This window comes from Xanthomonas sp. LF07-6, assembly GCF_034105445.1.
GTDB classification, from domain to species: Bacteria; Pseudomonadota; Gammaproteobacteria; order Xanthomonadales; family Xanthomonadaceae; genus Xanthomonas_A; species Xanthomonas_A sontii.
In genome coordinates this window covers 45,041-71,416 of sequence record NZ_JAXGGI010000014.1, presented here as the reverse complement: position 1 = coordinate 71,416, position 26,376 = coordinate 45,041, and the positions used below count along the sequence as shown (strand labels likewise).

Here is a 26,376-nt window from a genome sequence, read left to right as displayed (position 1 = left end):
ACTGGAGCCACTTTCCGGATATCAGCGGATCCAGGAAGCGGAAAACGGCGGCGCCCGCAACCCGGACGCCGCCATCGCGAACGCCATCCAGCGTGCGCTTACTGCGCCGGCGCGGCCGCCGCGTCGCCCTTGATCACGCCGCAGGCCAGGCGGCCGCCGGCATTGCCGGTGGGCTGGCTCTTGTAGTCGTCCGGGTCGGCGTGGACGATCACCGCGTGGTTGAGGATGTCGAAGCCGTCGCCCTTGCCGATGTTGACGTTGTTGGACACCGCCGCATCGATGGTCGCCTTGCCCTCGGCGTCGGCCTTGAGATTGGGCATGTCGCCGCCGTGGTGCGGATCGCTGCCGACCTGGCCGTGCTCGGTCTTGGCCGGGTTGAAGTGGCCGCCGGCACTGCTGCCGTCCGGCGCGCTGCAGTCGCCGAACTCGTGGATGTGGAAGCCGTGCTCGCTGTTGGGCTTGAGCCCGGTGATGGTGCCGGTGACGTGCACGGCGCCGTCGACGGTGGTGAACTTGACCTCGCCGGCCACTTCGTTGCCCTGGGTCGGGCTGAGCGCGGCGCTGGCGCTGCCGGTGGCGTTGGTCGCGGCCGGCGGTGCGCTCGCGGCCGGGGCGGCGGCGGGTTCGGGGGTCGCCGCCGGGGTGGAGGCGGGTTCTTCGCGCTTGCAGGCGCTCAGCGCCAGGGTGGTGGCCAGGAACAGCAGACTGGGAAGGGTACGACGCACGGGGGTTCTCCTTCGTTGCAGAGCCGCGGAATGCGGACGGACCTCCCAGGCGGACCCGGGCGGAAGTAGCGATGCGAGGTCAGCGCAGCGGGCGGATCACGCCGCAAGCCACGCGCGCGCCGGCGTTGCCGGCCGGCTGGCTGCGGTAGTCGTCCGGATCGGCATGCGCGACCAGCGCGCGGCCGACGATATCGTTGGCCGCGCCGCCGCCGAGCACCACGCCGTGCAGCAGCACGTCGATCTGCGCGGTGCCGTCGGCCGTGGCGTTGAGGTTGTCCATGTCGCCGGCGTGGTGCGGACCGCTGCCGGCGCGGCCGTGCGGCGCGCCGAGCGGATTGAAGTGGCCGCCGGCGCTGCTGGCATCGGCCGCGCTGCAATCGCCGCGCTCATGCACATGGAAGGCAAAGCTGTGGTTGGGCTGCAGGCCACCCAGCGTGCCGGTGATGCGCACGCCGCCGGGCGCGGCGACCAGCGACAGCTTGCCGCTGACCAGGCTGCCGGAGGCCGGCGCCAGCACGGCCTGCGCCTGCTGCACCGTGCCGGCGCTGGCCAGCGGCGGGGCCTTGGGCGGCGGCGGCGGCGGGGCCTTGGGCGGCGCGCTGCTGCACGCGGCCAGCATCAACAAGGCGCTCGCGGCGAGGGGCAATCCATAACGCATCGACATCGACTCCTGTGGCATGGCGAAACTAGAGGGGCGGCCGTGCAGACCCCATGAAGGTGCACGGGGCGCAGTCTAATCGGGCGGGATTGGGGATTGGGGATTGGGGATTGGGGATTGGGGATTCGCAAGAGCGTAGCGCCAGCCGGTTCGGCGCAATGGCCTGTGACGCCGTGCCGCAGCACGCGCCGCATGCAGCGGGCGACACCCGCCCGAACCTGGGGCCTCGCCGTTGCGAATCCCCAATCCCGAATCCCGAATCACGAACTTCAGCGCCGCCGCCGCCCGGGCCCCAGCTTGCGGGTGACGGTGTTGCGGCCCACGCCCAGGCGGGCGGCGGCTTCGGCGCGGCGGCCCTGGGTGAAGCGCAGCGCCACTTCCAGCAGCGCCTTGTCGAAGCGTTCGCGGGCCTCGGCATGCAGGCCCTCGGCGCCGTCGGACAGGCGCTGCTGCGCCCAGGCCGACAGTTGCGTGTCCCACTCGCCGCCGTCGCCGCTGCGCTCGCGGCGGCCGCCGCGCAGCAGGGCGGCCTCGACGTCGCCGGCATCGATGATTTCCGCCGGCGCCAGCGCGGCCAGGCGCCAGCACACGTTCTCCAGTTCGCGCACGTTGCCCGGCCACGGATAGGCGCGCAACGCGTCCAGCGCCGCCGGCGCCAGCCGCTTGGGCGGGGTGTCGAGCTTGCGCGCGGCCATCGCCAGGAAGTTCTCGGCCAGTTGCGGCACGTCGGCGCGACGCTCGCGCAGCGGCGGCAACTGCAATCGCACCACGTCCAGGCGGTGCAACAGGTCGGCGCGGAAGCGACCCTGTTCGACCAGCGCCTCCAGGTCCTGGTGGGTGGCGGCGATGACCCGCACGTCGACCCGGATCAGTTCGCGGCCACCGACGCGGAAGAATTCGTTCTCGGCCAGCACGCGCAGCAACCGGGTCTGTAGCGGCAGCGGCATGTCGCCGATTTCGTCGAGGAACAGGGTACCGCCGTCGGCCTGCTCGAAGCGGCCGATGTGGCGGCGCTGCGCGCCAGTGAACGCGCCGGCCTCGTGGCCGAACAGCTCGCTCTCCAGCAGTTCGGCCGGGATCGCGGCGGTGTTGAGTGCGACGAACGGCTTGCGCGCGCGCGGCGACTCGGTGTGCAGCGCGTGCGCCACCAGTTCCTTGCCGGTGCCGGTCTCGCCGTTGATCAGCACCGACAGCGGCGCCTGCGCCAGCCGGCCGATGGCACGGAACAGCGCGCGCATCGCCGGGGTGTCGCCGATCAGTTCGGTGCTGCCCTGCCCGGCCGGCGCCACTGGCGGCGCCGCGGCGATGGCGCTGCCGGGATCGGGCAGCGCGCGTGCGGCCAGCGCCACCGCATCGTCCAGGTCGAACGGCTTGGACAGGAACTCGTGGGCGCCGCCGCGGAACGCGCCGGCGGTGCTGGCCACGTCGGTGTAGGCCGACATCACGATCACCGGCAATTGCGGATGCGCGGCCTTGAGCTTGTCCAGCAGCACCAGGCCGTCGTCGCCGGGCATGCGCACGTCGGTGAACAGCAGGTCGGGCATGGGCCGCTGCGCCAGCGCCTGCAGCGCGGCGGCGGCGCTGTCGAAGCCGTCGACGCTGTAGCCGGCGTCGCGCAGCGCGGTGGACAGCACGAAGCGCACCGAACGGTCGTCGTCGACCACCCAGATACGTTGCGTTCCTTGCAGGGAGTCGGTCATCGCAGTGCTCCTAATCGGTGTCCGCTGCGCGCTGCGGCAGCAGCAGGGTGAACACGGTGTGGCCGGGGCGGGAGCGGTAGGTCAGCGAGCCGGCATGCTCGCGCGCCACCTGCTGCGCCAGCGCCAGGCCCAGGCCGCTGCCTTCGGCGCGGCCGCTGACCAGCGGCAGGAACAGGTGCTCGGCCAGTTCCTCGGGCACGCCGCGGCCGTCGTCGACGATCTCCAGGCGCAGGCCGCGCGCGTGCACGCGGTCGCGGATGCGCTGGCCGTGCTCGACGCGGGTGCGCAAGGTGACCTGCGCGGCGCCGGCCTGGATCGCGTTGCGCACCAGGTTCCACACCGCCTGGGTGAGGCGGTCGGCATCGCCGAGGAATTCGGGGATGCTGGGGTCGTAGTCGCGCTGCAGGCGCACCGACCAGCCGCCTTCGTTCTCGGCCAGGCGCAGCACCCGCTCCAGCACCGCGTGGATGTTGAGCATGGCGTGCGGGCGTGCCGGCGCCGGCGACAGCAACTGGTCGAGCAGGCTGTTGAGGCGCTCGATCTCCGCGCCGATCAGTTCGATCAGTTCGCGTTCGTCCTCGTCGCGGTGCTGGGCGCGCCGCGCCAGCAGCTGGGCAGCACCCTTGAGCCCGGCCAGCGGATTGCGCAGTTCGTGGGCCAGGCCCTTCAGCGCCGCGCTGAGCGCGTTCGGCAGGGCCTGCGCCGGGTCCGGCGTGGGGAACTCGTCGACCGGATGCGCTTCCAGCAGCCAGCCGCCGTCGTCCAGCCGCGACAGCCAGCCCTCGGCAAAGCGCGGGGGTTCGCCGGGCACCGCCAGGGCCATGCGGTGCAGGCGCAGCACGTCGCGCTCGTCGTTGCGCAGGAACCGGGCCAGCGCATCGCCCTGCACTTCCAGCGAGGCCAGCGGCTGGTCGAGCAGGCGCCGCACGCTGACCCCGAGCCAGCGCGCGAAGGCGGGATTGGCGCCGCGCAGGCGGCCGTCGGTATCGGCCCAGACCACCGGGGTGCCAAGGGCGGAAAGCGGGGGCGGCGGGGTGTTCATGGCCATTGCACCAATGTAGTGCAAAGCCGAGCAGGCGGCACGGGCGAGCGGCGCATGGCGCGGCCGCTGCCCTCGCGGATGGCGCGTCGCGCAGCCGCCTGACGACCAGTGGGTGGTGCCACCCGGCCCTGCATCGCGACGCAACCAGGAATCTTGCGGAAAGCCGGGGGTGTGGCGAGGCGAATGGCCACGCGGAATACCTCGATCTTTTGAGAATGGCCGGCGCTTCCCCCCAGGAAGCGCCGGCGAAGGCCGCGGCCGCGCGGACCGGCCACCAGCGCCGGCCACACGTCCTGCGACAAGGCCCGCGACCGCCGTCGCGGGCCGGCGAAACTCACAATTCGTAGGCGGATTCGCCATGCGAGGTGATGTCCAGACCCTCGCGCTCGGCGTCTTCCGGCACGCGCAGGCCGATCACCAGCTTGGCGATCAGGAAGCCGACCACCGAGACCACGCCGATCCAGCCGACGGTGATCAGCACGCCTTCGGCCTGCACCAGCACTTGGTGGCCCATGGTCACGCCCTCGGCGTAGCCCATGCCACCCAGCGCCTTGTCGGTGAACACGCCGGTGAGGATCGCGCCGACGATGCCGCCGACGCCGTGCACGCCGAACACGTCCAGGGTGTCGTCGGCATTGAGCAGCTTCTTCAGCCCGGTCACGCCCCACACGCAGATCACTCCGGCGGCCACGCCGATGGCGATGGCGCCGAACGGCCCCACGGTGCCGGCGGCGGGGGTGATGCCGACCAGGCCGGCGACCATGCCCGAGGCCACGCCCAGCGCCGAGGACTTGCCCTTGATCACCTTCTCGGTCAGCGACCAGGCCAGCACCGCCGCGGCGGTGGCCAGCAGGGTGTTGAGGAAGGCCAGTGCGGCGGTGGCGTTGGCTTCCAGCGCCGAGCCGGCGTTGAAGCCGAACCAGCCCACCCACAGCAGCGAGGCGCCGACGAAGGTCAGGGTCACGTTGTGCGGCTTCAGCGCGGTGTGGCCGAAGCCCAGGCGCTTGCCGACGAAGTAGGACCCGACCAGACCGGCCACGCCGGCATTGATGTGGACCACGGTGCCGCCGGCGAAGTCCAGCGCGCCCTTGCCGAACAGGAAGCCGGGGGCCGACCACACCATGTGCGCCAGCGGCAGGTAGCCGAAGGTGAACCAGATGACCACGAACAGCAGCACCGCGGCGAACTTCACCCGCTCGGCGAAGGCGCCGACGATCAGCGCGCCGGTGATGCCGGCGAAGGTCAACTGGAAGGCGACGAACACATACTCCGGCAGCTTGAAGCCCTTGGAGAAGGTGTCGGCCAGCGTGGTGGTGTCGACGCCGGCCAGCAGCGCCTTGTGCAGCGTGCCGATGAACGGACCGCCATCGGCGAACGCCAGGCTGTAGCCGTACACCACCCACAGCACCGCGATCAGCGAGAACACCACGCCGACCTGGATCAGCACCGACAGCACGTTCTTGGCGCGGACCATGCCGCCGTAGAACAGCGCCAGGCCGGGCACCACCATCAGCAGCACCAGCAGCGTGGAGGTGAGCATCCAGGCGACGTCGCCCTTGTCCACCACCGGCGCCGGCGTGGCCGCGGCCGCGGCCGGCGCGGCGGCCGGCGCAGGCGGCGGCGTCAGTTGTTCGGTGACCACGTCCGGCGTCGGCGCCGGGGTGGTTTCGGCCTGGGCGAAGGCCTTGCCGGGGATGCCGACCGCCATCGCGCTGACCAGCATCAGCATGCATACCGCGTAGAACCGGGCCTTCCACCCGGCGAACAGACCTGTCTTCATGAAGGGCTCCAAGGTGGGGTTAGAGCGCATCGGCGCCGATTTCGCCGGTACGGATGCGGACGACCTGCTCGATGGCGGTGACGAAGATCTTGCCGTCGCCGATCTTGCCGGTGCCGGCCGCGCCCTGGATCGCCTCGACCACGGCATCCAGACGCTCGTCGGTCACCACGGTCTCGATCTTGATCTTGGGCAGGAAGTCGACGACGTACTCGGCACCGCGATACAACTCGGTGTGGCCCTTCTGCCGACCGAAGCCCTTGACCTCGGTGACGGTGATGCCGGACACCCCAGCCTGCGACAAGGCCTCGCGGACCTCGTCGAGCTTGAATGGCCGGATGATGGCGGTGATCAGTTTCATGCGCATACCCCGTTGGTGGAAGGAACCGGCCGCCGAAGGCCGACCGGCACTGGGCCCATCGACCGCGCCGCGAACGGCGCGGGTGCTGCTGCGCGATGCGTTCCGTGGATCACGCCGTGGCCCACCGCACCCAAGGTGCGGCGGCGACGGCGACGTGGGAGGGAACGTGGCCCACGGCACGCAAGCGCTCTGTTGCGCGGTCCATCCCCTGGACACTCGATGACGCGATGGTGGGCGCGGACCACCTGCGCGGCTCCCCAGCCGGGCAGGTGGCGGCGATGGCGAAGGAGGGAGGGGAAGCCTTCGCCATCGCCGCGCGTGGAACTCAGTTGGCGTAGTACAGCTGGTATTCCAGCGGGTGCGTGGCCGCGCGGAACTTGGTCACTTCCTGCATCTTCAGCGCGATGTAGCCGTCGATGAAGTCGTCGGTGAACACGCCGCCGGCCTTGAGGAACTCGCGGTCGGCATCCAGCGCTTCCAGCGCCTGGTCGAGGCTGGAGCACACCTGCGGGATCTGCTTCTCTTCTTCCGGCGGCAGGTCGTACAGGTCCTTGTCGCTGGGCGCGCCCGGGTCGATCTGGTTCTTGATGCCGTCCAGGCCGGCCATCATCAGCGCGGCGAAGGTCAGGTAGCCGGACTGCAGCGGATCCGGGAAGCGGATTTCGATGCGGCGCGCCTTCGGGTTGGACACCCACGGAATGCGGCACGAGGCCGAACGGTTGCGCGCCGAGTAGGCCAGCATCACCGGCGCCTCGAAGCCCGGGACCAGACGCTTGTAGCTGTTGGTGCCGGAATTGGTGAAGGCGTTGATCGCCTTGGCGTGCTTGAAGATGCCGCCGATGTACCACAGCGCCATCTGCGACAGGCCGCCGTAGCCGTCGCCGGAGAACAGGTTGGTGCCGCCCTTGGCCAGCGACTGGTGCACGTGCATGCCCGAGCCGTTGTCGCCGACGATCGGCTTGGGCATGAAGGTCGCGGTCTTGCCGTTGCGGTAGGCGACGTTCTTGATGATGTACTTCATCATCATCAGTTCGTCGGCCTTCTTCACCAGCGAGTTGAACTTGGTGCCGATCTCGCACTGGCCGGCGGTGGCCACTTCGTGGTGGTGCACCTCGACTTCGATGCCGACCTGCTCCAGGGTCTTGCACATCTCGGCGCGCAGGTCCTGCAGCGAGTCGGTCGGCGGCACCGGGAAGTAGCCGCCCTTGACCGCCGGACGGTAGCCGCTGTTGCCGCCTTCGATCTTGCTGCCGCTGCTCCAGGCCGCCTCTTCCGAATCGATCTTGAAGAAGGTGTGGCCCATCTCGTTGCCGAAGCGCACGCCGTCGAAGATGAAGAATTCCGGCTCCGGGCCGAAGAACGCCTGGTCGGCGATGCCGCTGGACTTCAGGTAGGCCTCGGCGCGCTTGGCCACGCCGCGCGGGTCGCGGCCGTAGCTCTGCATGGTGGCCGGGTCGAGGATGTCGCAGGTCAGCACCAGGGTCGGATCGGCCATGAACGGATCGACGAAGGCGGTGTCGGCGTCGGGCAGCAGGACCATGTCCGACTCGTTGATGCCCTTCCAGCCGGCGATCGAGCTGCCGTCGAACATCTTGCCTTCCTCGAACAGCGCCGGCTCGATGATGCTGACCGGGAAGGTGACGTGCTGCTGCACGCCGCGCATGTCGACGAAGCGCAGGTCGACGAACTCGATCTTGTTGTCCTTGACCAGCTTCTCAATAGTTTCCGCAGACATTCGATGCAACCTCGGGTTGTGAAGGGCGTGGGCGAGTATCAGCAATCGCCATGCCAAGCATGTGGCACTCACAAGCCCTTGATTCTGCTGAAGCGTGCACGCGAAGGATGCAAATGCACTGCACTTTAGTGGTGCATTCACACCTGAACGCACCAAATTTGTGCGCGAGGCGGATGCTCTATCCTTGCGCAGCTTCCCCTCCCCCAAAGCGACCCTCTCCTCCATGAGCGATCTGTTGTCGGCCCTGCTGCTGGGCATCATCGAAGGCCTGACCGAATTCCTGCCCATTTCCAGCACCGGGCACCTGTTGATCGCCGAGCGCTGGCTCGGCCACCGGTCCGACTTCTTCAACATCGTGATCCAGGCCGGCGCGATCCTGGCCACCACCCTGGTGTTCCGGCAGCGCCTGTGGGACCTGGCCACCGGCCTGGGCGACCGCGCCAACCGCGACTACGCCTTCAAGCTGGGCGCCGCCTTCCTGGTGACCGCGGTGGTCGGTCTCATCGTCCGCAAGGCCGGCTGGCAGTTGCCGGACAGCGTGCAGCCGGTGGCCTGGGCGCTGGTGATCGGCGGCGTGTGGATGCTGGTGGCCGAGTACTTCGCTGCGCGCATGCCAGAGCGCGAGACGGTGACCTGGACGGTGGCCATCGCGGTCGGCCTGGCGCAGGTGGTGGCCGGCGTATTCCCCGGCACCTCGCGCTCGGCGGCGACGATCTTCCTGGCGATGCTGCTGGGCCTGAGCAAGCGCTCGGCCGCGGCCGAATTCGCCTTCCTGGTCGGCATTCCGACCATGTTCGCGGCCAGCGCGTATTCGTTCCTGGAGCTGTACAAGGACGGCGGCCTGGGCAGCGAGAACTGGGGCGACGTGGCCCTGGCCTTCGTCGCCTCGATGGTCACCGGCTTCGTGGTGGTGAAGTGGCTGCTGGGCTACATCAAGTCGCACCGCTTCACCGCCTTCGCGGTGTACCGGATCGTGCTGGGCGCGGCGCTGCTGCTGTGGTTGCCGGCGGCGTGAGGGGTTGAGTCGGCGAGGCGCTGCGCGCGCCGGACTCTCACCCCAACCCCTCTCCCGGTGGGAGAGGGGCTTTGGCTTTTCCCTTCTCCCGTCGGGAGAAGGTGCCCCAAAGGGGCGGATGAGGGTACGGGCGGAGCCTCGCAATGACAGATCAACTAGGCGCTGCGCGCGCCGGTCCCTCACCCCAACCCCTCTCCCGAGGGGAGAGGGGCTCGGCGCCTCCCTTCTCCCGTCGGGACCATGGCCCCCTTTTCGGGGGAAGGTGCCCCGCAGGGGCGGATGAGGGTACGGGCGGAGCCTCGCAATGTCAGATCGGGCTAAGCGCTGCGCGCGCCGCACCCTCACCCCAACCCCTCTCCCGGCGGGAGAGGGGCTTTACGGCTCACTTCGCGGCCGGATTGAGGCTGTAGGTGCCGTGCAGGCTGGCTTCGGCCAGCACGTGGCCCTGCATCGCGCGCAAGGCATCGGCGGCGGTGAAGCGTGCCGACACGTCGAGCTGCGCCACATCCAGCGCGAACAGGCGGAAGAAGTACCGGTGCACACGCAGGTCGTTGGCCGGCGGATACGGGCCGTCGTAGCCGTGGTAGTCGCCGCCCATCGCCGCGTCGCCGGCGAACCAGTCGGTGTAGCTGTTCAGCCCCTGCCGCGCGCCGTCCAGGCCGGGCGGTTGCCGCTTGCCCTTGGCCACTACGCCGTCGCTGGCGCTGCCTTCGGCGATCTCGCGCAGGTCGGCCGGCAGGTCCACTGCCACCCAATGCACGAATTCGGTGCGCGGTTGTTCGACCGGGATCTGCACGTCGTCGCGGCCGACCATCTCGGCCACGGTCGGCACGTCCGGATCGACGCACAACAGCACGAAGGACTGGGTGCCGGCCGGCACCGCGTCCCAGGCCAGGTGGGGATTGCGGTTGCCGCCGAAGCCGTCGGCCTGGCCCATCGCGTAGGTCGCGGCGATGGGCTGACCCGGCTGGATGCTGTCACTGCGAAGACGCATGCGTGAATCTCCTTGGGGAATCAGGTTTCAGGGTAGCCAAGGCGCACCGCGACCGGCGTCAGCAACGCGAACGCGGCGGCCAGCGGCGTGGCGTAGGCGCGCCAGTGGCCGGCGGCCAGGCGCGGCGGGCCGACCGTGGCGATGGTCGGGAACGCCACGCCGAACGCCTGCTCCAGCGCCGCCGCCACGCCAGCCGGATCGTGCTCGGTCCCGTCCAGGCGCACCAGGTGGTGCGGATACAGGTCTTGCTCGTGCAGGTCGGCGACCTGCGCCAGCACCGCCGCCAGCCACTGCGCACCGGTCTCCGGCGAGGCCAGGCCCAGTGGTGCCGGGGCGCCATTGGCCAGCCAGTCCAGCAGCATGTCGCGCGGGTCGCGCAGCACGATCAGCAGCCGCCCTTCCGGCAGGTGCGGGCGCAGCGCGCGCAGCAGCGCGTTGTCCCACCACAGCAGCCAGTCGACGATGTTGCCGTCGCCGACACCGCGCGCCGGCAGTTGCGCGCGCCACTCGGCGACCAGCGCCGCGCCGTCCAGGGTGCCGCTGTCCAGTTCCTCGACGCTGCGGAAGCGCTGCAGGCCGTCGGTCGGCGGCTGCTGGCCGAAGCGGTCGCCGCGCAATACCGGACTGGCCGCGTCGATCACCGCGATCGCCCGCTCCACGCCGCTGCCCGGGGGGCCCCAGACGAACAGCGGGCGCGCCTGGTTCTGCGGATCGACCGCGCCCAGCGGCGGCCACTGCGCCGGGGCCTGGCCCAGCGGCGGCAGCGGCAGGCGGTGCGGCAGCTGCTCCTGCTGGAAGGCTACCCAGGTCGCGAGTGCGTCGTCCGGGCGCCCGGCCGCATCCTGCACCGCCGCCAGCCAGGGCCGCACCACGGTGCGGTCGCGTTCGGGCATGCGCTGCATCAGGCCGCGCACGTGGGCGATGGCGGCGTCGTGCTCGCCGCGCTCCAGCAGCGCCTCGACCAGGCGTTCCTCGCCGCTAAGCCGGCCCGGTTCCAGCGCCACGATGCGCTGCGCCACGGCTTCGCCCTGGTCGCGTTCGCCGGCCATGTCGTGCACCCGCAGCTGCGCTTCCAGCGCCGGCACGTGCGCCGGCATCGCCGCCTGCCAGCGCGCGATCAGCGCGCGCGCCTCGGGGCCGCCCACCGGCTCCAGCGCCAGCCGCGCCAGCCACAGGTCGTGGGCGTCGGTGGTGGTGGCCAGCGCCGCTTCCAGGGTGGCGCGGGCATCGTCGATCGTGCCCAGCCGCTGCCAGGCGATCAGCGCCGCGTGCAGGGTGCGGCGGTCGGCCGGGGCCACCGCCAGGGTGCGGCGCAGGTGGTCCAGCGCCTCGGCCGGGCGGTCGGCCTGCAGGGCGTATTCGCCGGCCAGCCGGCGCATGTTGGCGGTATCGCCGGACGGATCGGCCAGCACCGTCTCCAGCGCGGTGATGGCGTCGTCCAGGCGGCCCTGGCGGTAGGCCAACTGCGCGACCAGCGCCATCATCGCCGCGCCGGTGCCCGGGGTGAGCGCGGCGACGCGGCGGAACGCGGTCTCGGCGAAGGCGAAGTGCTGCTTGTCCAGGTAGGCGAAACCCAGCGCATAGAGCAGGCGCGGATCCTCCGGCAGGGCATTGCTGGCGCGCGCGAGCAGCGCCAGCGCGCGGTCGGCGTCGCCGCGGCGCAGCGCCAGCATGCCGTCCACGCCGAGCAGTTGCGGATGCTCCGGCTGCAGGCGCGCGGCGGTGCGGCTGAGCCGCTCCACTTCGTCCAGGTCGCCGCGGCCCAGCGCCAGGTGCGCGCGCATCACGTAGGCGAGGAATTCGTTGGGATCCAGCGCCGCGGTCTGCGCCAGCGCGTCCTCGGCCTGGGCCAGATCGTTGGCGCTGACCAGCATGCCGGCGTGCAGCAGGTGCAGGCTGGCGTCTTCCGGCGCCAGCGCGATCGCACGGCCGATGCTGTCGAGAGCGGCGGCGGTCTCGCCGTGCTGCTGCTGCGCCAGCGCCAGCCAGCGGAAGGCCTGCGGGTCGTCGGCGGCCTCGGCGGCCCAGGTCTGGGCGAGACGCAGCGCGTCGGCGGTGTCCTGGCGGCGCAGGGCGTCGAGAATGGGCTGGTGCATGTGGGTCCGGCGTTGGGGCAAACCCGCATTGTAGCGGGAGCGCCCGGCCGCCCTGCGCGGGCGCCTGCGTCCGCGCGGCGGGTACATCGGGCGCATCGGGCCTCGCTGGGAGCGGCCGTGTCGCCGACGCTGCCGGGGGACTGAGGCGACGCGCCTGCGAGGTTTGCCGAGCATGCCGGCCGCGTAGATGACCCGTGCGCCGGGCAGCGCTACGTGGCGGCGGCGGTGATGGTGCGGGAACGGCGGAAGGAGCATCGACGCGTGCCACACCCGGGAATCCCGGTGCGCCCACCTTGCTGACCGCCTGCCGCACGCCGGCGCGGGCGAGGTCGCCCGCCGGCCTGCGCGCAACGCCGCTTAGGCCTCCACCAACCCCTCGGTCAGCCGTTCGGCCACCCAGCGTTCGGCGAAGCCGTCGCCGCGCGCGTTCTCGATGAAGCCGCAATGCCCGCCCCAGCGGGCGATTTCCAGCCGGGCGAGGTCCGGCAGGCGCCAGCTGCGGAAGTCGTCCAGGGGAATCACTGGGTCGTCCTCGGCCATCAGGATGTCGGCCGGCACGCGCAGGCCGAGCAGGCGCTCGCCGGCAATGCAGTAGCTGTCGAAATAGGCGTCCAGGCTGGCGAAGCCGGCATGGCGCTCGGCCAGCCAGGCCATCAGCCCGCGCATGTCCAGCGCCAGGGTGGCGTCGTCGTAGCCGTGGCGGTCGGGGAACAGTTCGCGCTTGCGCAGCAGCGACTCGCGCCACTTGCGGCGGAAATACCAGTCGTAGAACTGCGGGCCGTTCTCGATCCGCTGCATGGTGGTGGCCGGGTCCAGCAACGGGCACACCGCGGCCACGTGCTGCAGGGGCAGTCCCGCCGCCGGCGCGCGCAGCGCCAGGCGCAGGGCGAAGTTGCCGCCCAGCGAGTAGCCGGCGGCGAGCAGGGTGGGCGCCGGGAAGCGCTGCCACAGGTCGCAGGCGGCGTTGACCACTTCGTCCAGGCGCTCGGAGTGGAACAGGTCCACGTTGAGGTGGTGGGTGCCGCCGTGGTCGCGGAAGTTGAGCCGGAACACCTGGTAGCCCAGCGCCAGCATCTTGGCCGCGGTCAGGCGCATGTAGCTGGAGTCGGCGCTGCCTTCCCAGCCGTGCAGCAGCAGCACGGTGCCGCGCGGCGCTTCGCCGGCCGGCACGCTGAGCCAGCCCTGCAGGCGCACGCCATCGCCGCCGTCGAGGATGTGCGAGGTGGTGGTGGCGCCGCTGGCGGCGAGCAACTGTTCGCCACGGCGCACGCGCAGCAGGCTGGAACCCAGTACCGATTGGACGTGCGGGTTGCGCAGCCAGCGAGGGGGGGAGTAATCGGTCGCGTTCATGGGCAGCGAGCTTGCGCCTGTCGACTGGAGTAATCGGTCAAGCGCGGCGTCGACAGTGTCCCGGTGTTCAGGGTTGTGCCATCGCCGTGACGATGCGCGCACGCGAGATCTCGGCGATGCGGCGGCGCCCTTCCACGTCCTGCAGCCGGATCGGCTCCAGGAAATGCACCTCGGCCACCCGCCCCGGCTCGCCGAGCAGACGCAGGAAGTTGGCGAAGAAACTCTCGTGCGGGCCGAACGCGACGATCTGCTGCGCCGAGCCGCCGGCACCGTAGCGCAGCGCCACCGGCTGCACCGCCACCTCGGCCTCGACCGCGGCCTGGAAGATGCGCGCGTGGAACGGCCCCACGTCCTGGCCGCTGCGGGTGCGCCCTTCCGGGAACACGCCGACCGAGCACCCGGAGCGCAGCCGCTCCAGCATCGCCTGCAACACCCCGCCCAGCGACTCGGTGCTGCCGCGCTGGTGGAAGATGGTCTGCCCGCGCGCGGCCAGCCAGCCGACCAGTGGCCAGCCGGCGATCTCGCGCTTGGCGACGAAGCCCATCATGCGCTGGCTGTGCAGCATCACGATGTCGATCCAGCTGACATGGTTGGCGACGAACAGCACCGGATTGGGCAGCGGCGCGCCGATGCGGCGCACGCGCAGGCCGAAGATGCGCAGCAGCCAGGTCGACCACCAGCAGACCATGCGGTCGCCGAAGGATTCGGTGCCGGCGCGGCCGGGCGACAGCGCCATGCACACCAGCAGGAACGGCAGCGACAACAGCACGTGCAACGCCAGCAGCGGCACGCGGTAGCCGTAACGAACCCAGCGCAGCGCCCCACCGTATTGGCGCATGGCGGGTGGGGAGAACTCGCTCATTCGAACAAGGGTACCGGAAGCGGGGGCCTAGCGGACAATTGTGTCACCCCGAAGACGCGCCCGCAGACACGTCGCCCGTGACCGCCGAGGCAGGGTTCAGCCCGGGACCGGGCTCAGCCGCGGTCGACCACCGCCAGGGTCAGCCGCGACACGCACACCGGCTTGCCGGCCGCGTCCTCGATGTGGATCTCCCACACCTGCGTGGTCCGGCCCACGTGCAGCGGCCGCGCGGTGCCGGTGACCGTGCCGCTGCGCGCGGCGCGCAGGTGGTTGGCGTTGATTTCCAGACCCACGCAGATCCGCCCCGGCTCCACGCACAGGTTGCCGGCAGTGCTGCCCAGGGTCTCGGCCAGCACCACCGATGCGCCGCCGTGCAGCAGCCCGTACGGCTGCCGCGTGCGCGCGTCCACCGGCATCGTCGCCCGCAGCCAATCCGGCCCAGCCTCGGTGAAGACGATGCCCAGGTGCGCGATCAGGGTGTCGCGGCAATCGGCGTTGAGGACGGCGAGATCGGCAGGTTCGCGAAAGGGCATTGGGGGGCCGGGATTGGGGAGTCGGGATTGGGGATTGGCGACAGCGGCATCCCCTGCGCGGACATTATCGCGCCTGCACGGGGCATCAAGTCGCAGGGATCTGCTTTTACGAATCCCCAATCCCCAATCCCAAATCCCCGCCCCTCAGAGAATCGGTACCAAGCCCGAGCCGAACGCGGTCAACATCCGCACCAGCAGCCACTTCGGGCCGACGTTGACCTCGGGGAAGTCGCCCACTGCGTTGTAGCAGCGGTGGAAGCCCGGGTCGCGCCGGGTCAGCGGCGCCGGGCAGTCGGGGCCGGGCTGGAATTCGTAGTCGGTGGCGTAGCGCCAGGGCCAGAAATCCAGCACCGGCAGCGCCTCGGAGACCTTGCCCATGCTGTAGTTCAGGCCCGACAGCACCGGCGGCTTGACCCGCGGTGCCACCACCCAGGAGTTCTCCGGCTCGATGTCGCGGCCGATGCTGGCCGCCAGCGCCTGCGCGAACGCCGGATCGTCGACGATCACCGCGCCCTCGGTGTTGTAGGTCTCGCTGCGCGGGTCGAAGTTGTGGGTGCCGATCACGCCGACGCGGCGGTCCACCACCAGCGACTTGGCGTGCAGGCCCATGCGCGCGCCCTCGCGGGTCACCGGCAGCGGCCGGTTGGCGATGCGCCGGCTCAGGTACGACGGACGGGTCTCGGTGCGCAGCACGCGGCGCGCGACCTGGCTGCCGTCGCCGCGGCTGCCGGACGGCCCGCCACTGCCGCTGCCCAGCAGCGAACTGCGTCCGGCGGCGCTGCCGCCCAGTAGCGTGTTGCGCCCGCTGCCGGTATCGCCGCCGCCGTGCTCGCCTGCGTTTTCGCCGCTGGCCGACGCGGCCGGCACCTCGCCCTGCAACGGCGCCGGCAGCAGGTTGGCGTAGTCCACCGGCGCATCCAGCGGGAACGGCTTGTACTCGTAGATGTCGAAGCCCAGTTCGCGCAGGTTGCGGCGCTTGTACTTGTAGGACAGTGCATACACCACCGGGTTGTCGGTGGCGGCCAGGCTGTTGGTGGCCACCACCACGCGCGGTGGCGGGGTGCGCTTGCGCAGGTCGCGGAAGATCTCCTGCGCGGGGTCCGACAGCACCAGGTACGGCGTCTGCAGGATGATCTCCTGGCGTGCGTCGGCGATCAGCCGGTCGAGCTTGGGCGCGGTGGAGATGGCCTTGGGGCCGTGTTCGCGGCGGTGCTTCTGCGGCAGGTCGGCGACGTAGTCCACATGCTTCACCGGCAACGCCGGCAGCACGAAGGCGTTCTCCACGAAGGCCGGATCGGACGCCTCCTCGCTGACCCGCTGCACCCGCTCCGGGCGCAGGAACTGCGCCGGCGGCATCGCCGGCACGCCCTGGCGCAGCAGCAGCTTGCCGACGTCGTTGAGCCGCGCCACCGGCACGCTGCGCCGGGCCGCCCAGTAGGCGTCGAAGTTGGCGGCCATCGACCGCGCCACCGGGCCGGCGACCAGCACGTCGCGGTCGCGGAAGTTGTACTCGGCGTCCCAGTCGAAATAGTCGTCCTGGTAGTTGCGCCCGCCGACCACGCCGATCGCATCGTCGATCACCAGCAGCTTGTTGTGCATGCGCTGGTTGAAGCGGCGGAAGCAGCACAGCACGCTGGCGGCGTAGTGGAAGTAGTTGGGCTTGGCCAGGCCGAAGGTGGGGTTGTAGATGCGCAGCGAGAAGTTCTCGTGCGCGCCGGCCAGCGCGCCGAGGATCTGCAGGTCGGAGATCGCCGAGAGCTGGTCGATCAGCACCCGCACCTGCACGCCGCGCCGCGCCGCGGCCAGCAGTTCGTCCATCACCAGCCGCGCGCTGTCGTCCTTGTCGAAGATGTAGGTCTGCAGGTCGATGCTGCGGCTGGCGCTGCGGATCAGGTTGACCCGCGCCACCAGCGCCTCTTCGCCGTGGTCGAGGATGGTGGCGTAGTGCCGCGGCGCGCCGGCGCCGGACTGGGCGAAGGCCTTGCCGGCCAGCCCGCGCAGCGGCGAGGCCAGCGCGCAGTGGTCCCCGCGCGTGCAGTCGACCTGGCGGTCGCGCGCGGCCTCGGCGATCGCCACGGCGCGGCCGTGCTGCGCCTGCGACAGGCTCGCGCAGCCGCTGCCGAGCAGCAGCGCCACCACCACCAGCACCCGCATCAATTTTGATATCACCGAGTGGCCGCCTCGGTCAGGCGTGCGCGCAGCACGAAGGTGACCCGGTCGCTCAAGGCCAGATCCCACTTGTCCATTCCGTAACGTCCACGCAATACCGTACCGCGGCTGATGACGTCGCAATCATAGCCTGCGCGGGTGCATGCGGCCGGCATGACGGTCAGCGTCTCGGCGTGGCTGATCCCGCGGATGCTCAGGATGCCGGGGATCGGCCCGCCCTTGCCCAGCACCTGCGGCGAGAACGGCTGCGAGTCGAAGGACACGGTGGGGTAGCGCGGCGCGTCGAAGAAATCCTCGCCGCGCATCCAGCCGGTGTAGCGCGGCTTGCCGGGGATTTCCACGTAGGCGGTGAACAGGCGCAGGTGCACCTGGTGGCGGCCATCGGGCAGCACGTGCACGGTGCCCTCGTAGCGCGGGAAGAAGCCTTCGATGCGCTGGCCGAAGCGGGTGCGGATCTCGAACCCGAAGCGCGACTGCGCCGGGTCCAGGGCGTATTCGCCGGGCGCCAGCAAGGCCGGCGTGACCTGCGCGTGGCCGACGGCGCACCACAGACACAACGGCAGCAGCGCGGCGCACAGCGCCGGCCGCAGGAACCTGCGCAGCGGGCTCAGGGCCACCAGAACGCGGTCAAGCGCGCCACGCCCGGCTCGATTGCCGCGTCGTGCGGGACCCCGAGCACGGCGACGCTGGCGGTGGGCATGCCGCGGTAGTCGCCGGACTGGCCACTGTGCATCAGCGCCGCCAGCCGCTCCAGGCCCGGGTTGTGGCCGACCAGCAACAGCCGCTCGACATCGCGATGGCCGTCCAGCAGATCGGCCAGGGTGCCCGAGGTCGCCTCGTAGATGCGCGGCTCCAGGCGCTGCTCGACGTAGCCGGTCAGCTCCAGCACCGCCTCCAGGGTTTCGCGCGCGCGCCGCGCCGGCGAACACAGCACCCGGTCCGGTACCAGCCGCTGCTCCAGCAGCCAGCGCCCGGCGGCTTCGGCCTCGGCCAGGCCGTGCGGCGACAGCGGCCGGTCGAAATCGGCCTGGCCGGTGTCGGCCGGTTCGGCGTGGGCATGGCGCAGCAGAATCACTTCTCGCAAAACGATGGTCATCGGTCAGGCCTTCTTGAGCCACTTGAGCAACGGTTCCCAGTCCTGCTGGTGGTCGCGGACCTGGACGGAGTGGTAATCGAACAGGCTGCGGCCCAGCCCCACCAGCACCACGTAGGCCTGGCTGTCGCGCAGTTGCGCCACCACCGGGTAGGGCCATTCGGCGAGCATCTGCAGCGCCTGCTGGGTGGCATTGGTCCAGGGTTTGCTGCGGTTGAGCACCAGCCCGACCGGCAGCTTGCGCTGGTGCACCCGCGGCACCTTGGCCAGGGTGTTGAGGAAGCCGACGGTGGCCTCGATGTCCAGCGCCGAGGGCATCACCGGCACCACCACCGCGTCGGCCTCGTCGAGGAAGTGGGTCAGGTCCTCGGCCATGGCGCCGGCGGCGGCGTCGACGATCACCCGCTGCGCGTCGTCGGGCAGCGCCGCGCGCCAGCTGCGCTTGCGGCTGGCGTCGATCGGCAGCACCGCGCTGTCCAGGCCGGCACGGCGTTCGGCCCAGCGGGTCGAGGAGCCCTGCGGATCGGCATCGGCCAGCACCGTGCGCTTGCCTGCCAGCGCGTAGGACGCCGCCAGGTGCGTGGCGACCGTGGTCTTGCCCACGCCGCCCTTGGAGCCGGCCACCAGGATCGTCTTCATGCACGCCTCGCTTCCGGGGGAAGAAGCCGGAGCGTACACCGGCCCTACGTCAGCCGGTAGTCAACGCGCAGCACGCCGCCAGCCGCCGGGCTTGCTATCGTGGCGGCCCCCTTCGCCTTCCGATGCCATGAGCGAGCTGCAGGACCTGGTCGCGCTGATCCGCGCCAACACACCCCTGATCGTGATCGAGACGCAGGAGGAGGCGCGCATCGTCGACCTGTTCCGGCAGGCCTTGATGCAGGTCTGGCGCGCCCTGCACCGCTGGTCGATCACCGAGGGCCTGCGCCGCATCGACCTGGACCGCGAGGACCCGCCGAGCGGGCCGCCGGACGCCAGCGCGGTGCTGCAGGCGATCAAGCAGGCCGATCAGCGCGGCATCTACCTGCTGCTCGACGTCACCCCGTACCTGGGCTACGCCAGCCACCAGCGCCTGCTGCGCGACATCGTCGAGCGCCGCCACTGCCAGCCGCACGTGCTGGTGCTGATCGGCACGCGGATCGAGCTGCCGGCCGAGCTGGAGGCGCTGGCGACCCGCTTCAATCCGCGCCTGCCCGATGCCAACGCGCTGCTGAAGATGGTGCAGGAGGAGGCGCTGGGCTATGCGCGCGAGTTCGGCGGACGCCGGGTCGAGGTCGACGGCGAGGCGGTCAAGCAGATCCTGCGCAATCTGCGCGGGCTCAGCCTGATCGACGCGCGGCGCATCGCCCGGCAACTGATCTACGCCGACGGCGCGCTCACCGCATCCGATCTGCCGCAACTGGCCAAGCTCAAGTTCGAACTGCTCAACCGCAGCGGCCACCTGCAGTACGACAACGATGCCACGCGCTTCGAGGACGTGGCCGGTGCGCGCCGGCTCAAGCAATGGATCGCACAGCGCCGCGCGGTGTTCGCCGGCACCGCGCCGCCGGGGCTGGACCCGCCCAAGGGCGTGCTGCTGCTCGGCGTGCAGGGCTGCGGCAAGTCGATGCTGGCCAAGGCCACCGCGGCGGGGTTCGGCGTGCCGCTGCTGCGCCTGGACATGGGCGCGCTGTACGCCAAGTACCACGGCGAGACCGAGAAGAACCTGCGCGACGCGCTGGCCGCGGTCGAGCAACTGGCGCCGTGCGTGCTGTGGATGGACGAGATCGAGAAAGGCCTGGCCAGCGGCGGCGAGGACGGCGGCGTATCGCGGCGCGTGCTCGGCACGCTGCTGACCTGGATGGCCGAACGCGGCAGCGCCGACGGCAGCGCCGCGGTGTTCATCGTCGCCACCGCCAACCAGGTGCACGAGCTGCCGGCGGAACTGCTGCGCAAGGGCCGCTTCGACGAGATCTTCTTCGTCGACCTGCCCGACCCGCAGACGCGCGTGGAGCTGTTGCGCCTGCACCTGACGCGTCGGCAGCTGCATGCGGACGCGTTCGCGCTGCCGGCCTTGGCTGCCGCCGCCGACGGCTTCTCCGGTGCCGAGATCGAGCAGGCGATCGTCTCCGGACTGTATGCCGCGCACGCCGAACAGCGGCCGCTGGACACCGAGCTGCTGATGCAGGAGATCCGCACTACCCGACCGCTGTCGGTGCTGATGGCCGAACAGGTGCAGGCGCTGCGCAGCTGGGCCAGCGGGCGGACGGTGCCGGCGGATTAGCGGCGGGCGGTTGCTGAGATCAGGGGATGCCGCTGTGCGAGGCTGCGCCCGACCCTCACCCCAACCCCTCTCCCGGGGGGAGAGGGGCTTACGCTTCTCCTTCTCCCGTCGGGACCACGGCCCCCTTTTTGGGGGAAGGTGCCCCGAAGGGGCGGATGAGGGTACGACGCGCACGCCATCCCACACCCGCCAATCCAGGCACCGCCCACGGCGCAGGCTCAACGCAACGCCCCCAACAACCACGCCCACGCCGGCAAGGTGACCAGCGACAGCAGAATCCCGTAGCCGACCAGGGCCGCGGCCAGGCGCGGGGCCAGGCGATGCGAGATCGCCAGCAGCGCGGCAGTGATCATGGTCGGCATCGCCGATTCCAGTACGTTGGCCTGCAGCGCCTGCCCGCGCAGGCCCAGCACCCACGACAACGGCCAGGCCAGGGCCGGCAGCGCCAGCAGCTTCAGCACCAGGCCGGCGGCCAACGGCGCCAATTCTTCGCGCGGCAAGCGCAACTGGATCGAGAATCCCACCGCCAGCATCACCAGCGGCAGCATCGCATCGGCCAGGTGCTGCAGGCCGGAGGCGATCCACGCCGGCGGCTGCGCCGGCATCAGGGTCAGCGCGAACAGCAGCGCCCACAGCGGCGGGAACCGCGCCATGCGCAACAGCGTCTGCCGCGGCGATGGCGGCGCCTCGCCGCTGTAGCGCGCCAGCACGTACAGGCCGAAGCTGGACAGCAGCACGAAGGTGCCGAACTGGTCGTAGACCACCGCATACGGCAAGGCCGCCTCGCCGAGCAGCGCGCGCACCATCGGGTAGCCGATGAAGCTGGAATTGCCCAGCGCCACGCACAGCAGCAGCACCGCCTGCTGATCCCGGCGCAGCCGCAACGGCCGGCGCAAGCCCAGCATCGCCAGCGCGCTCACGCCGGTCAGCAGCCACGGCGTCAGCATCAATCCGAGCAGTTCCAGATTGAACTGCAGGCGCGGCACGTAGATCAGCACCGAGGCCGGCAGGCACAGGTACAGCACCACCCCGTTGAGCACCTCGGTGGTGTTGGCCGGCAGGACGCGCTGACGCGCGAACAGCTTGCCGAGCGCCAGCATGACCAACATCAGGGCGAACGCATCGAAAGCCATCGGCACAGCACGAAATCAGCGGGTACGCGGCATCATCGCATGGCATGTGCACGCAGGCCGTCGAGGCGTCGGCGACCGAAGCCGCACCTGGCCTGCGCCCAGCACGCGCCGGCGCTCCGCGCAGGCACGACGACACGGTGCGCTGTGCGACCGACCACACCCGGACCCTCGATTGCGCCGGCCGCTTGCGCAGGCCGCGTCGTGCTTCCTGGACCCGCGTGCCTCAGGGCCAGGCCGGCGGCGCGGCCTTCCAGGCGGCCTGCACTTCGGCCAGGGTCGCGCGCTCGTCGTCGCGCCAGGCCGGCAGCAACGCCGCGAAATCGGCGGTGGCGCCCCACTTGTCCGGCCAGGTGCGTGCCGCCGCGGCGTACCACTTCACGGCCTCGTCCTTGCGCTGCAGGCGCCACAACGCCAGCGCCAGGGTCGGCGGCAGCCAGTCCGGCGCCGCCGGGCGGCCGTTGACCAGTCCGCTCCACTGCGCCAGCGCGCGCGCCGGATCACCTGCGCGCAGCAGGTCCCAGCCGTAGTTCCACTGCACCTGGCGCCGCTGCACGCCGGCGGGCAGCCCGTGCAACGCGGCCTGGTACAGCTGTTCGCCCAGTTCCTGGCGGCCGCCGGCCATAGCGATGCCGGCCAGCTGGGCGCGCGCCTCGTTGGCGTTGGGATCGCGCTGCACGGTACTGGCCAGACGGTCCACCAGGGCCTCGCCGCTGCCGGCGATGGCGGTGACCGGACGGGTGGTGCCGCGGTCTTCGTCGAAGTAGAACTCTTTCGGTGCCGGCAATGCCTGCGCCCGCACGCTGGCCGCGGTGGCCAGGCCGATGCAGGCCAGCATCGCGGCCACTGCGTATGTGTATGCCTTCACTGCTGCAATCCCCTGGAGTGATCCCCTCACCCGGGTCCCATCCTACCCCGCCACGGCCGGCGTGGACGAGAACGGGTGCAAAAATCGCCGCTGATACAATCGGGGCGATCGCGCGCGGCAGGCGCTGCGCGCCCGCCAGCCTTCCATTTCCGGGCAAGCCATGAACCGCATCGCCGATCCGCGTCCGTCGTCCTCCCTCGCCGCAGCGGCCGCCGACGGCGTGGACACCCGCTATACGCTGGAAGACAAGTACACCCGCACCGATGGCCGCATCTATCTGTCCGGGGTGCAGGCGCTGGTGCGGCTGCCATTGATGCAGCAACTGCGCGACCGCGCCGCCGGGCTGAACACCGGTGGCTTCGTCAGCGGTTACCGCGGCAGCCCGCTGGGCGGTTTCGACCTGGAACTGTGGCGCGCGCGCAAGCATCTGGACGCGGCCAACGTGGTGTTCAAGCCCGGACTCAACGAGGACCTGGGCGCGACCATGGTCTGGGGCACGCAGCAGACCAACCTGTTCCCCGGCGCGCGCGTGGATGGCGTGTATGCCATGTGGTACGGCAAGGGCCCGGGCGTGGACCGCTGCGGCGACGTGTTCAAGCACGGCAATGCCGCCGGCACCTCGCGCCATGGCGGCGTGCTGGCGCTGGCCGCCGACGACCACGCCTGCCGCAGCTCGACCCTGCCGCACGGCTCGGAGGACGAGTTCGTCAGCGCGATGATGCCGGTGCTCAATCCGGCCGGGGTGCAGGACATCCTCGACATGGGCCTGCTCGGCTGGGCGATGAGCCGCTACACGGGGCGCTGGATCGGCTTCAAGACCATCGCCGAGACCGTGGAATCCTCGGCCTCGGTGCAGGTGGATCCGTTCGCGCGGCAGATCGTGCTGCCGGAGGATTTCGAGCTGCCGCCGGGCGGCCTCAACATCCGCTGGCCGGATCCGCCGCTGGACCAGGAAATGCGCCTGCATCGCTACGCGGTGCGCGCGGCGCAGGCCTTCGCCCGCGCCAACGGCATCGACCGCACGGTGATGGATGCGCCGCAGGCGCGGCTGGGCATCGTCACCACCGGCAAGAGCTACCTGGACGTGCTGCAGGCGCTGGAATACCTGGGCCTGGACGCGGACGCCTGCGCGCGCATCGGCATCCGCGTGTACAAGGTCGGCATGACCTGGCCGCTGGAGCCGCTGGGCATCGCCGCGTTCGCGCGCGGGCTGCAGGACATCGTCGTGGTGGAGGAGAAGAAAGCCTTCATCGAGCGGCAGATGAAGGAGCAGTTCTACAACTGGCCGGCCAGCGCCGGCCCGCGCCCGAGCATCGTCGGCAAGTACGACGAGGCCGGCGAATGGATCCTGCCGTCCACCGGCGAACTGACCCCGGCCACCATCGCCGGGGTGATCGGCCGGCGCATCCTGCGCCTGCCGCAGTCGGCCGCGGTGAACACCGACTCGATCGAACAGCGGCTGCGCTGGATGGAGGCCAAGGAAGCCGAGATGGCGCTGCCGCGCGCCAACTTCCCGCGCGTGCCGCACTACTGCTCCGGCTGCCCGCACAACACCTCCACGGTGGTGCCGCAAGGCTCGCGCGCGCTCGGCGGCATCGGCTGCCACTACATGGTGACGTGGATGGACCGCGCCACCGACACCTTCACCCACATGGGCGGCGAAGGCGTCACCTGGGCCGGGCAGGCACCGTTCACCGACACCCCGCACGTGTTCCAGAACCTGGGCGACGGCACCTATTTCCACAGCGGCTCGCTGGCGATCCGCCAGTCGATCGCCGCCGGCGTCAACATCACCTACAAGATCCTCTACAACGACGCGGTGGCGATGACCGGCGGGCAGCCGGTGGACGGCACCCTCAGCGTGCCCGACATCGCCCGGCAGATGCGCGCCGAGGGCGTGCACACCATCGCCCTGGTCAGCGACGACATCGGCAAGTGGACGCGACGCCGCGAGCTGTTCCCCAGCGAGGTGGACTTCCACGACCGCAGCGAGCTGGACGCGGTGCAGCGGCGGCTGCGCGAGGTCAAGGGCACCAGCGTGCTGATCTACGACCAGACCTGCGCCACCGAGAAGCGGCGCCGGCGCAAGCGCGGCAAGCTGCCCGATCCGCCCAAGCGCGTGCTGGTCAACTCGCTGGTCTGCGAAGGCTGCGGCGACTGCGGCGAGAAGAGCTTCTGCGTGTCGGTGCTGCCGAAGGAGACCGAATACGGGCGCAAGCGCCAGATCGACCAGTCCAGCTGCAACAAGGACTACTCCTGCGTGTCCGGGTTCTGCCCCAGCTTCGTCACCGTGCACGGCGGGCAGCCGCGCAAGGGCCGCAAGGCCGACGCTGCGGCGCTGCTGGAGCAATTGCCGACACCAAGCTTCCGCAGCGACCTGAGCCAGCCCTGGAACATCCTCATCACCGGCGTCGGCGGCACCGGCGTGGTCACCATCGGCGCGCTGCTGGGCATGGCCGGGCACCTGGAGGGCAAGGGTGCCAGCGTGCTCGACCAGACCGGCCTGGCACAGAAGGGCGGCGCGGTCACCACGCATATCCGCATTGCGCGCCAGCCCGAAGACCTGCACGCGGTGCGCATCGCCGCCGGCGAGGCCGACCTGGTGCTGGGGTGCGACATGGTGGTGGTCAACGACTACTGGGCGCTGTCCAAGGTGCGCGGCGATCGCTCGCAGGTGGTGCTGAACAGCTACGAGGCGATGCCGGGCACCTTCACCACGCACCCGGACATGCAGTTCCCGGCCGCCGAGATCATTGCCGGCGTGCGCCTGGCGCTGGGCGGGCGCGATCCGCTGTTGCTCGACGCCACGCAGCTGGCCACCGCGCTGCTCGGCGACGCCATTGCCAGCAACCTGTTCATGCTCGGCTACGCCTGGCAGCAGGGCCTTGTGCCCTTGTCGCACGCGGCGCTGATGCGCGCGATCGAACTCAACGGCGCGGCGGTGGCGATGAACCAGCAGGCCTTCGCCTGGGGCCGCCTGGCGGCGCTGGACCTGCCGGCGGTGCGACGCGCGGCGGGTCTCGCCGATCCGGCCGCGGACGAACGCGAACGCCAGGCGCCGGGGCTGCAGCAGCTGCCACCCGGCGAGTGGGAAGGCCACGAGGCCGGCGCCAGCGCCGCGCCGCGCAATCCCGCCAATCCGCGTCCGGCGCGCGAGCTGCCGGCCGCCGCCGACAGCGGCGAGGCCGGCCACGCGCCGCTGGACGACAGCCGCCTGTCGCGCTCGCTGCACGAGTTGGTCGCGCGCCGCCACGCCTTCCTGGTCGACTACGAGGACGCCACCTACGCCGCGCGCTACACCGCGCTGGTGGAGCGCGTGCGCGCTGCCGAGCAGCGCGTGGCGCCGACCTCGACCGCGCTGACCGAAGCGGTGGCGCGCTACGCGTTCAAGCTGATGGCCTACAAGGACGAGTACGAGGTGGCGCGGCTGTACACCAGCGGCGCGTTCGCGCAGCAGTTGCAGGCGCAGTTCGAGGGCGACTACCGCGTGCGCTTCCACCTGGCGCCGCCGCTGCTGGCGAAGAAGGACGCGCAAGGCCGGCTGCGCAAGCGCGAATACGGCCCGTGGATGTTCACCGCGTTCAAGTGGCTGGCCAAGCTGCGCCGCCTGCGCGGTGGCGCCCTCGACGTGTTCGGCTACAGCGCCGAGCGGCGCGGCGAACGGCAGTTGATCGCCGACTACCTCGCCACCGTGGACGAACTGCTGCAGCGGCTGCAGGCGGACAACCTGGCGCTGGCGGTGCAGATCGCCAGCATTCCGGAGCACATCCGCGGCTACGGCCACGTCAAGGAAGCGCACCTGCACGAGGCCAAGCAACAGGAAGCGCGGCTGCTGGCGACCTGGCGCAATCCGAAGGCGCTGCATATCGTGCAGGCGGCCTGAGCGGGAGACGAACGCCTGCCGCCGTGCAGCGGCGGCGCAGTGGCGGCATCGGGGGCGTCTGACCGAACGCGGCGCGGCTGGCGCTGCGCCTGCAGCCTTCCCGCGTTCCCTGGCGTCCATGCATC

At 70.9% G+C, this 26,376-nt stretch carries 21 protein-coding genes; 3 read left to right on the top strand and 18 right to left on the bottom strand.

The genetic code is table 11. From position 1 onward, the window contains the following. Positions 1–98 precede the first annotated feature (98 nt). The 7 genes from SLW56_RS17580 to glnA all read right to left on the bottom strand — a co-directional run bounded on the left by SLW56_RS17580 (position 99) and on the right by glnA (position 7,998). Positions 99–725 carry a superoxide dismutase family protein gene (locus SLW56_RS17580; RefSeq protein WP_265531112.1) on the bottom strand — a complete coding sequence of 209 codons (627 nt, stop codon included), beginning with the start codon at positions 723–725 and terminating at the stop codon, positions 99–101. Between the two features lie 79 nt (positions 726–804). Then, positions 805–1,383 carry a superoxide dismutase family protein gene (locus SLW56_RS17575; RefSeq protein ID WP_267085350.1) on the bottom strand — a complete coding sequence of 193 codons (579 nt, stop codon included), beginning with the start codon at positions 1,381–1,383 and terminating at the stop codon, positions 805–807. Positions 1,384–1,652: 269 nt separating this feature from the next. Further along, the gene (ntrC, locus tag SLW56_RS17570; protein WP_267093281.1) at positions 1,653–3,083 is read right to left on the bottom strand and encodes a nitrogen regulation protein NR(I); all 1,431 of its coding nucleotides are present in this window, start codon (positions 3,081–3,083) and stop codon (positions 1,653–1,655) included. Between the two features lie 10 nt (positions 3,084–3,093). Continuing rightward, positions 3,094–4,125, bottom strand: a complete 1,032-nt coding sequence (locus SLW56_RS17565; RefSeq protein ID WP_039726947.1) for an ATP-binding protein — start codon at positions 4,123–4,125, stop codon at positions 3,094–3,096. Positions 4,126–4,459: 334 nt separating this feature from the next. Continuing rightward, positions 4,460–5,905: an ammonium transporter gene (amt, locus tag SLW56_RS17560; RefSeq protein ID WP_170268085.1), complete on the bottom strand. Its 1,446-nt coding sequence runs from the start codon at positions 5,903–5,905 to the stop codon at positions 4,460–4,462. Between the two features lie 19 nt (positions 5,906–5,924). Continuing rightward, positions 5,925–6,263, bottom strand: a complete 339-nt coding sequence (locus tag SLW56_RS17555; protein ID WP_010341076.1) for a P-II family nitrogen regulator — start codon at positions 6,261–6,263, stop codon at positions 5,925–5,927. A gap of 325 nt (positions 6,264–6,588) precedes the next feature. Continuing rightward, positions 6,589–7,998: a type I glutamate--ammonia ligase gene (gene glnA, locus SLW56_RS17550; RefSeq protein ID WP_017908900.1), complete on the bottom strand. Its 1,410-nt coding sequence runs from the start codon at positions 7,996–7,998 to the stop codon at positions 6,589–6,591. A 223-nt stretch (positions 7,999–8,221) separates the two neighbouring features. On the opposite strand from glnA, the gene SLW56_RS17545 reads away from it, so the two are divergent. Further along, positions 8,222–9,013, top strand: coding sequence for an undecaprenyl-diphosphate phosphatase (locus SLW56_RS17545; protein WP_017908899.1), 792 nt, complete (start codon positions 8,222–8,224; stop codon positions 9,011–9,013). 382 nt (positions 9,014–9,395) lie between these two features. Here SLW56_RS17545 and SLW56_RS17540 read toward each other — a convergent pair whose 3' ends face one another. The 9 genes from SLW56_RS17540 to SLW56_RS17500 form a co-directional block, all read right to left on the bottom strand. Next, positions 9,396–10,007, bottom strand: a complete 612-nt coding sequence (locus SLW56_RS17540; protein WP_320695239.1) for a YbhB/YbcL family Raf kinase inhibitor-like protein — start codon at positions 10,005–10,007, stop codon at positions 9,396–9,398. Between the two features lie 20 nt (positions 10,008–10,027). Continuing rightward, entirely contained in the window at positions 10,028–12,103 is a 2,076-nt protein-coding gene (locus SLW56_RS17535; protein WP_320695238.1) for a tetratricopeptide repeat protein, read from the bottom strand. A 357-nt stretch (positions 12,104–12,460) separates the two neighbouring features. Beyond that, on the bottom strand, positions 12,461–13,453 hold the full coding sequence (locus SLW56_RS17530) for an alpha/beta fold hydrolase (RefSeq protein ID WP_043094059.1): 993 nt from the start codon (positions 13,451–13,453) through the stop codon (positions 12,461–12,463). Between the two features lie 67 nt (positions 13,454–13,520). Then, entirely contained in the window at positions 13,521–14,315 is a 795-nt protein-coding gene (locus tag SLW56_RS17525; protein ID WP_019801786.1) for a lysophospholipid acyltransferase family protein, read from the bottom strand. Positions 14,316–14,428: 113 nt separating this feature from the next. After that, the gene (locus tag SLW56_RS17520) at positions 14,429–14,848 is read right to left on the bottom strand and encodes a hotdog fold thioesterase (protein WP_017908098.1); all 420 of its coding nucleotides are present in this window, start codon (positions 14,846–14,848) and stop codon (positions 14,429–14,431) included. 144 nt (positions 14,849–14,992) lie between these two features. Continuing rightward, positions 14,993–17,014 (bottom strand): phospholipase D family protein, encoded by a 2,022-nt coding sequence (locus SLW56_RS17515; RefSeq protein ID WP_267101591.1) that lies wholly within the window; start codon positions 17,012–17,014, stop codon positions 14,993–14,995. Further along, the gene (locus tag SLW56_RS17510) at positions 17,014–17,568 is read right to left on the bottom strand and encodes a YceI family protein (RefSeq protein WP_232760474.1); all 555 of its coding nucleotides are present in this window, start codon (positions 17,566–17,568) and stop codon (positions 17,014–17,016) included. The genes SLW56_RS17515 and SLW56_RS17510 overlap by 1 nt, the downstream gene beginning before the upstream one ends. A gap of 56 nt (positions 17,569–17,624) precedes the next feature. After that, the gene (locus SLW56_RS17505) at positions 17,625–18,101 is read right to left on the bottom strand and encodes a histidine phosphatase family protein (RefSeq protein WP_010340932.1); all 477 of its coding nucleotides are present in this window, start codon (positions 18,099–18,101) and stop codon (positions 17,625–17,627) included. A gap of 15 nt (positions 18,102–18,116) precedes the next feature. Next, on the bottom strand, positions 18,117–18,749 hold the full coding sequence (locus tag SLW56_RS17500) for a ParA family protein (RefSeq protein WP_017913046.1): 633 nt from the start codon (positions 18,747–18,749) through the stop codon (positions 18,117–18,119). A gap of 127 nt (positions 18,750–18,876) precedes the next feature. Here SLW56_RS17500 and SLW56_RS17495 point away from each other — a divergent pair, with 127 nt between their 5' ends. Continuing rightward, on the top strand, positions 18,877–20,370 hold the full coding sequence (locus SLW56_RS17495) for an AAA family ATPase (RefSeq protein ID WP_043094055.1): 1,494 nt from the start codon (positions 18,877–18,879) through the stop codon (positions 20,368–20,370). A 218-nt stretch (positions 20,371–20,588) separates the two neighbouring features. On the opposite strand, the gene SLW56_RS17490 is transcribed toward SLW56_RS17495, so the two are convergent. Together SLW56_RS17490 and SLW56_RS17485 are read right to left on the bottom strand one after the other, a co-directional pair. After that, the gene (locus tag SLW56_RS17490) at positions 20,589–21,503 is read right to left on the bottom strand and encodes an AEC family transporter (RefSeq protein ID WP_043094054.1); all 915 of its coding nucleotides are present in this window, start codon (positions 21,501–21,503) and stop codon (positions 20,589–20,591) included. Positions 21,504–21,726: 223 nt separating this feature from the next. Then, on the bottom strand, positions 21,727–22,338 hold the full coding sequence (locus SLW56_RS17485) for a tetratricopeptide repeat protein (protein WP_267094106.1): 612 nt from the start codon (positions 22,336–22,338) through the stop codon (positions 21,727–21,729). Between the two features lie 190 nt (positions 22,339–22,528). On the opposite strand from SLW56_RS17485, the gene SLW56_RS17480 reads away from it, so the two are divergent. Next, a complete protein-coding gene (locus tag SLW56_RS17480) occupies positions 22,529–26,251 on the top strand; it encodes an indolepyruvate ferredoxin oxidoreductase family protein (RefSeq protein ID WP_320695237.1) in 3,723 nt (1,240 codons plus the stop codon). Positions 26,252–26,376 lie beyond the last annotated feature (125 nt).

Bases quoted from the DNA above. Each gene is read 5' to 3' on its own strand.
- SLW56_RS17575 (WP_267085350.1), bottom strand. From the start codon at position 1,383: ATGCGTTATGGATTGCCCCTCGCCGCGAGCGCCTTGTTGATGCTGGCC.
- ntrC (WP_267093281.1), bottom strand. From the start codon at position 3,083: ATGACCGACTCCCTGCAAGGAACGCAACGTATCTGGGTGGTCGACGAC.
- SLW56_RS17565 (WP_039726947.1), bottom strand. From the start codon at position 4,125: ATGAACACCCCGCCGCCCCCGCTTTCCGCCCTTGGCACCCCGGTGGTC.
- amt (WP_170268085.1), bottom strand. From the start codon at position 5,905: ATGAAGACAGGTCTGTTCGCCGGGTGGAAGGCCCGGTTCTACGCGGTA.
- SLW56_RS17555 (WP_010341076.1), bottom strand. From the start codon at position 6,263: ATGAAACTGATCACCGCCATCATCCGGCCATTCAAGCTCGACGAGGTC.
- glnA (WP_017908900.1), bottom strand. From the start codon at position 7,998: ATGTCTGCGGAAACTATTGAGAAGCTGGTCAAGGACAACAAGATCGAG.
- SLW56_RS17545 (WP_017908899.1), top strand. From the start codon at position 8,222: ATGAGCGATCTGTTGTCGGCCCTGCTGCTGGGCATCATCGAAGGCCTG.
- SLW56_RS17540 (WP_320695239.1), bottom strand. From the start codon at position 10,007: ATGCGTCTTCGCAGTGACAGCATCCAGCCGGGTCAGCCCATCGCCGCG.
- SLW56_RS17535 (WP_320695238.1), bottom strand. From the start codon at position 12,103: ATGCACCAGCCCATTCTCGACGCCCTGCGCCGCCAGGACACCGCCGAC.
- SLW56_RS17530 (WP_043094059.1), bottom strand. From the start codon at position 13,453: ATGAACGCGACCGATTACTCCCCCCCTCGCTGGCTGCGCAACCCGCAC.
- SLW56_RS17525 (WP_019801786.1), bottom strand. From the start codon at position 14,315: ATGAGCGAGTTCTCCCCACCCGCCATGCGCCAATACGGTGGGGCGCTG.
- SLW56_RS17520 (WP_017908098.1), bottom strand. From the start codon at position 14,848: ATGCCCTTTCGCGAACCTGCCGATCTCGCCGTCCTCAACGCCGATTGC.
- SLW56_RS17500 (WP_017913046.1), bottom strand. From the start codon at position 18,749: ATGAAGACGATCCTGGTGGCCGGCTCCAAGGGCGGCGTGGGCAAGACC.
- SLW56_RS17495 (WP_043094055.1), top strand. From the start codon at position 18,877: ATGAGCGAGCTGCAGGACCTGGTCGCGCTGATCCGCGCCAACACACCC.
- SLW56_RS17490 (WP_043094054.1), bottom strand. From the start codon at position 21,503: ATGGCTTTCGATGCGTTCGCCCTGATGTTGGTCATGCTGGCGCTCGGC.
- SLW56_RS17485 (WP_267094106.1), bottom strand. From the start codon at position 22,338: ATGCTGGCCTGCATCGGCCTGGCCACCGCGGCCAGCGTGCGGGCGCAG.
- SLW56_RS17480 (WP_320695237.1), top strand. From the start codon at position 22,529: ATGAACCGCATCGCCGATCCGCGTCCGTCGTCCTCCCTCGCCGCAGCG.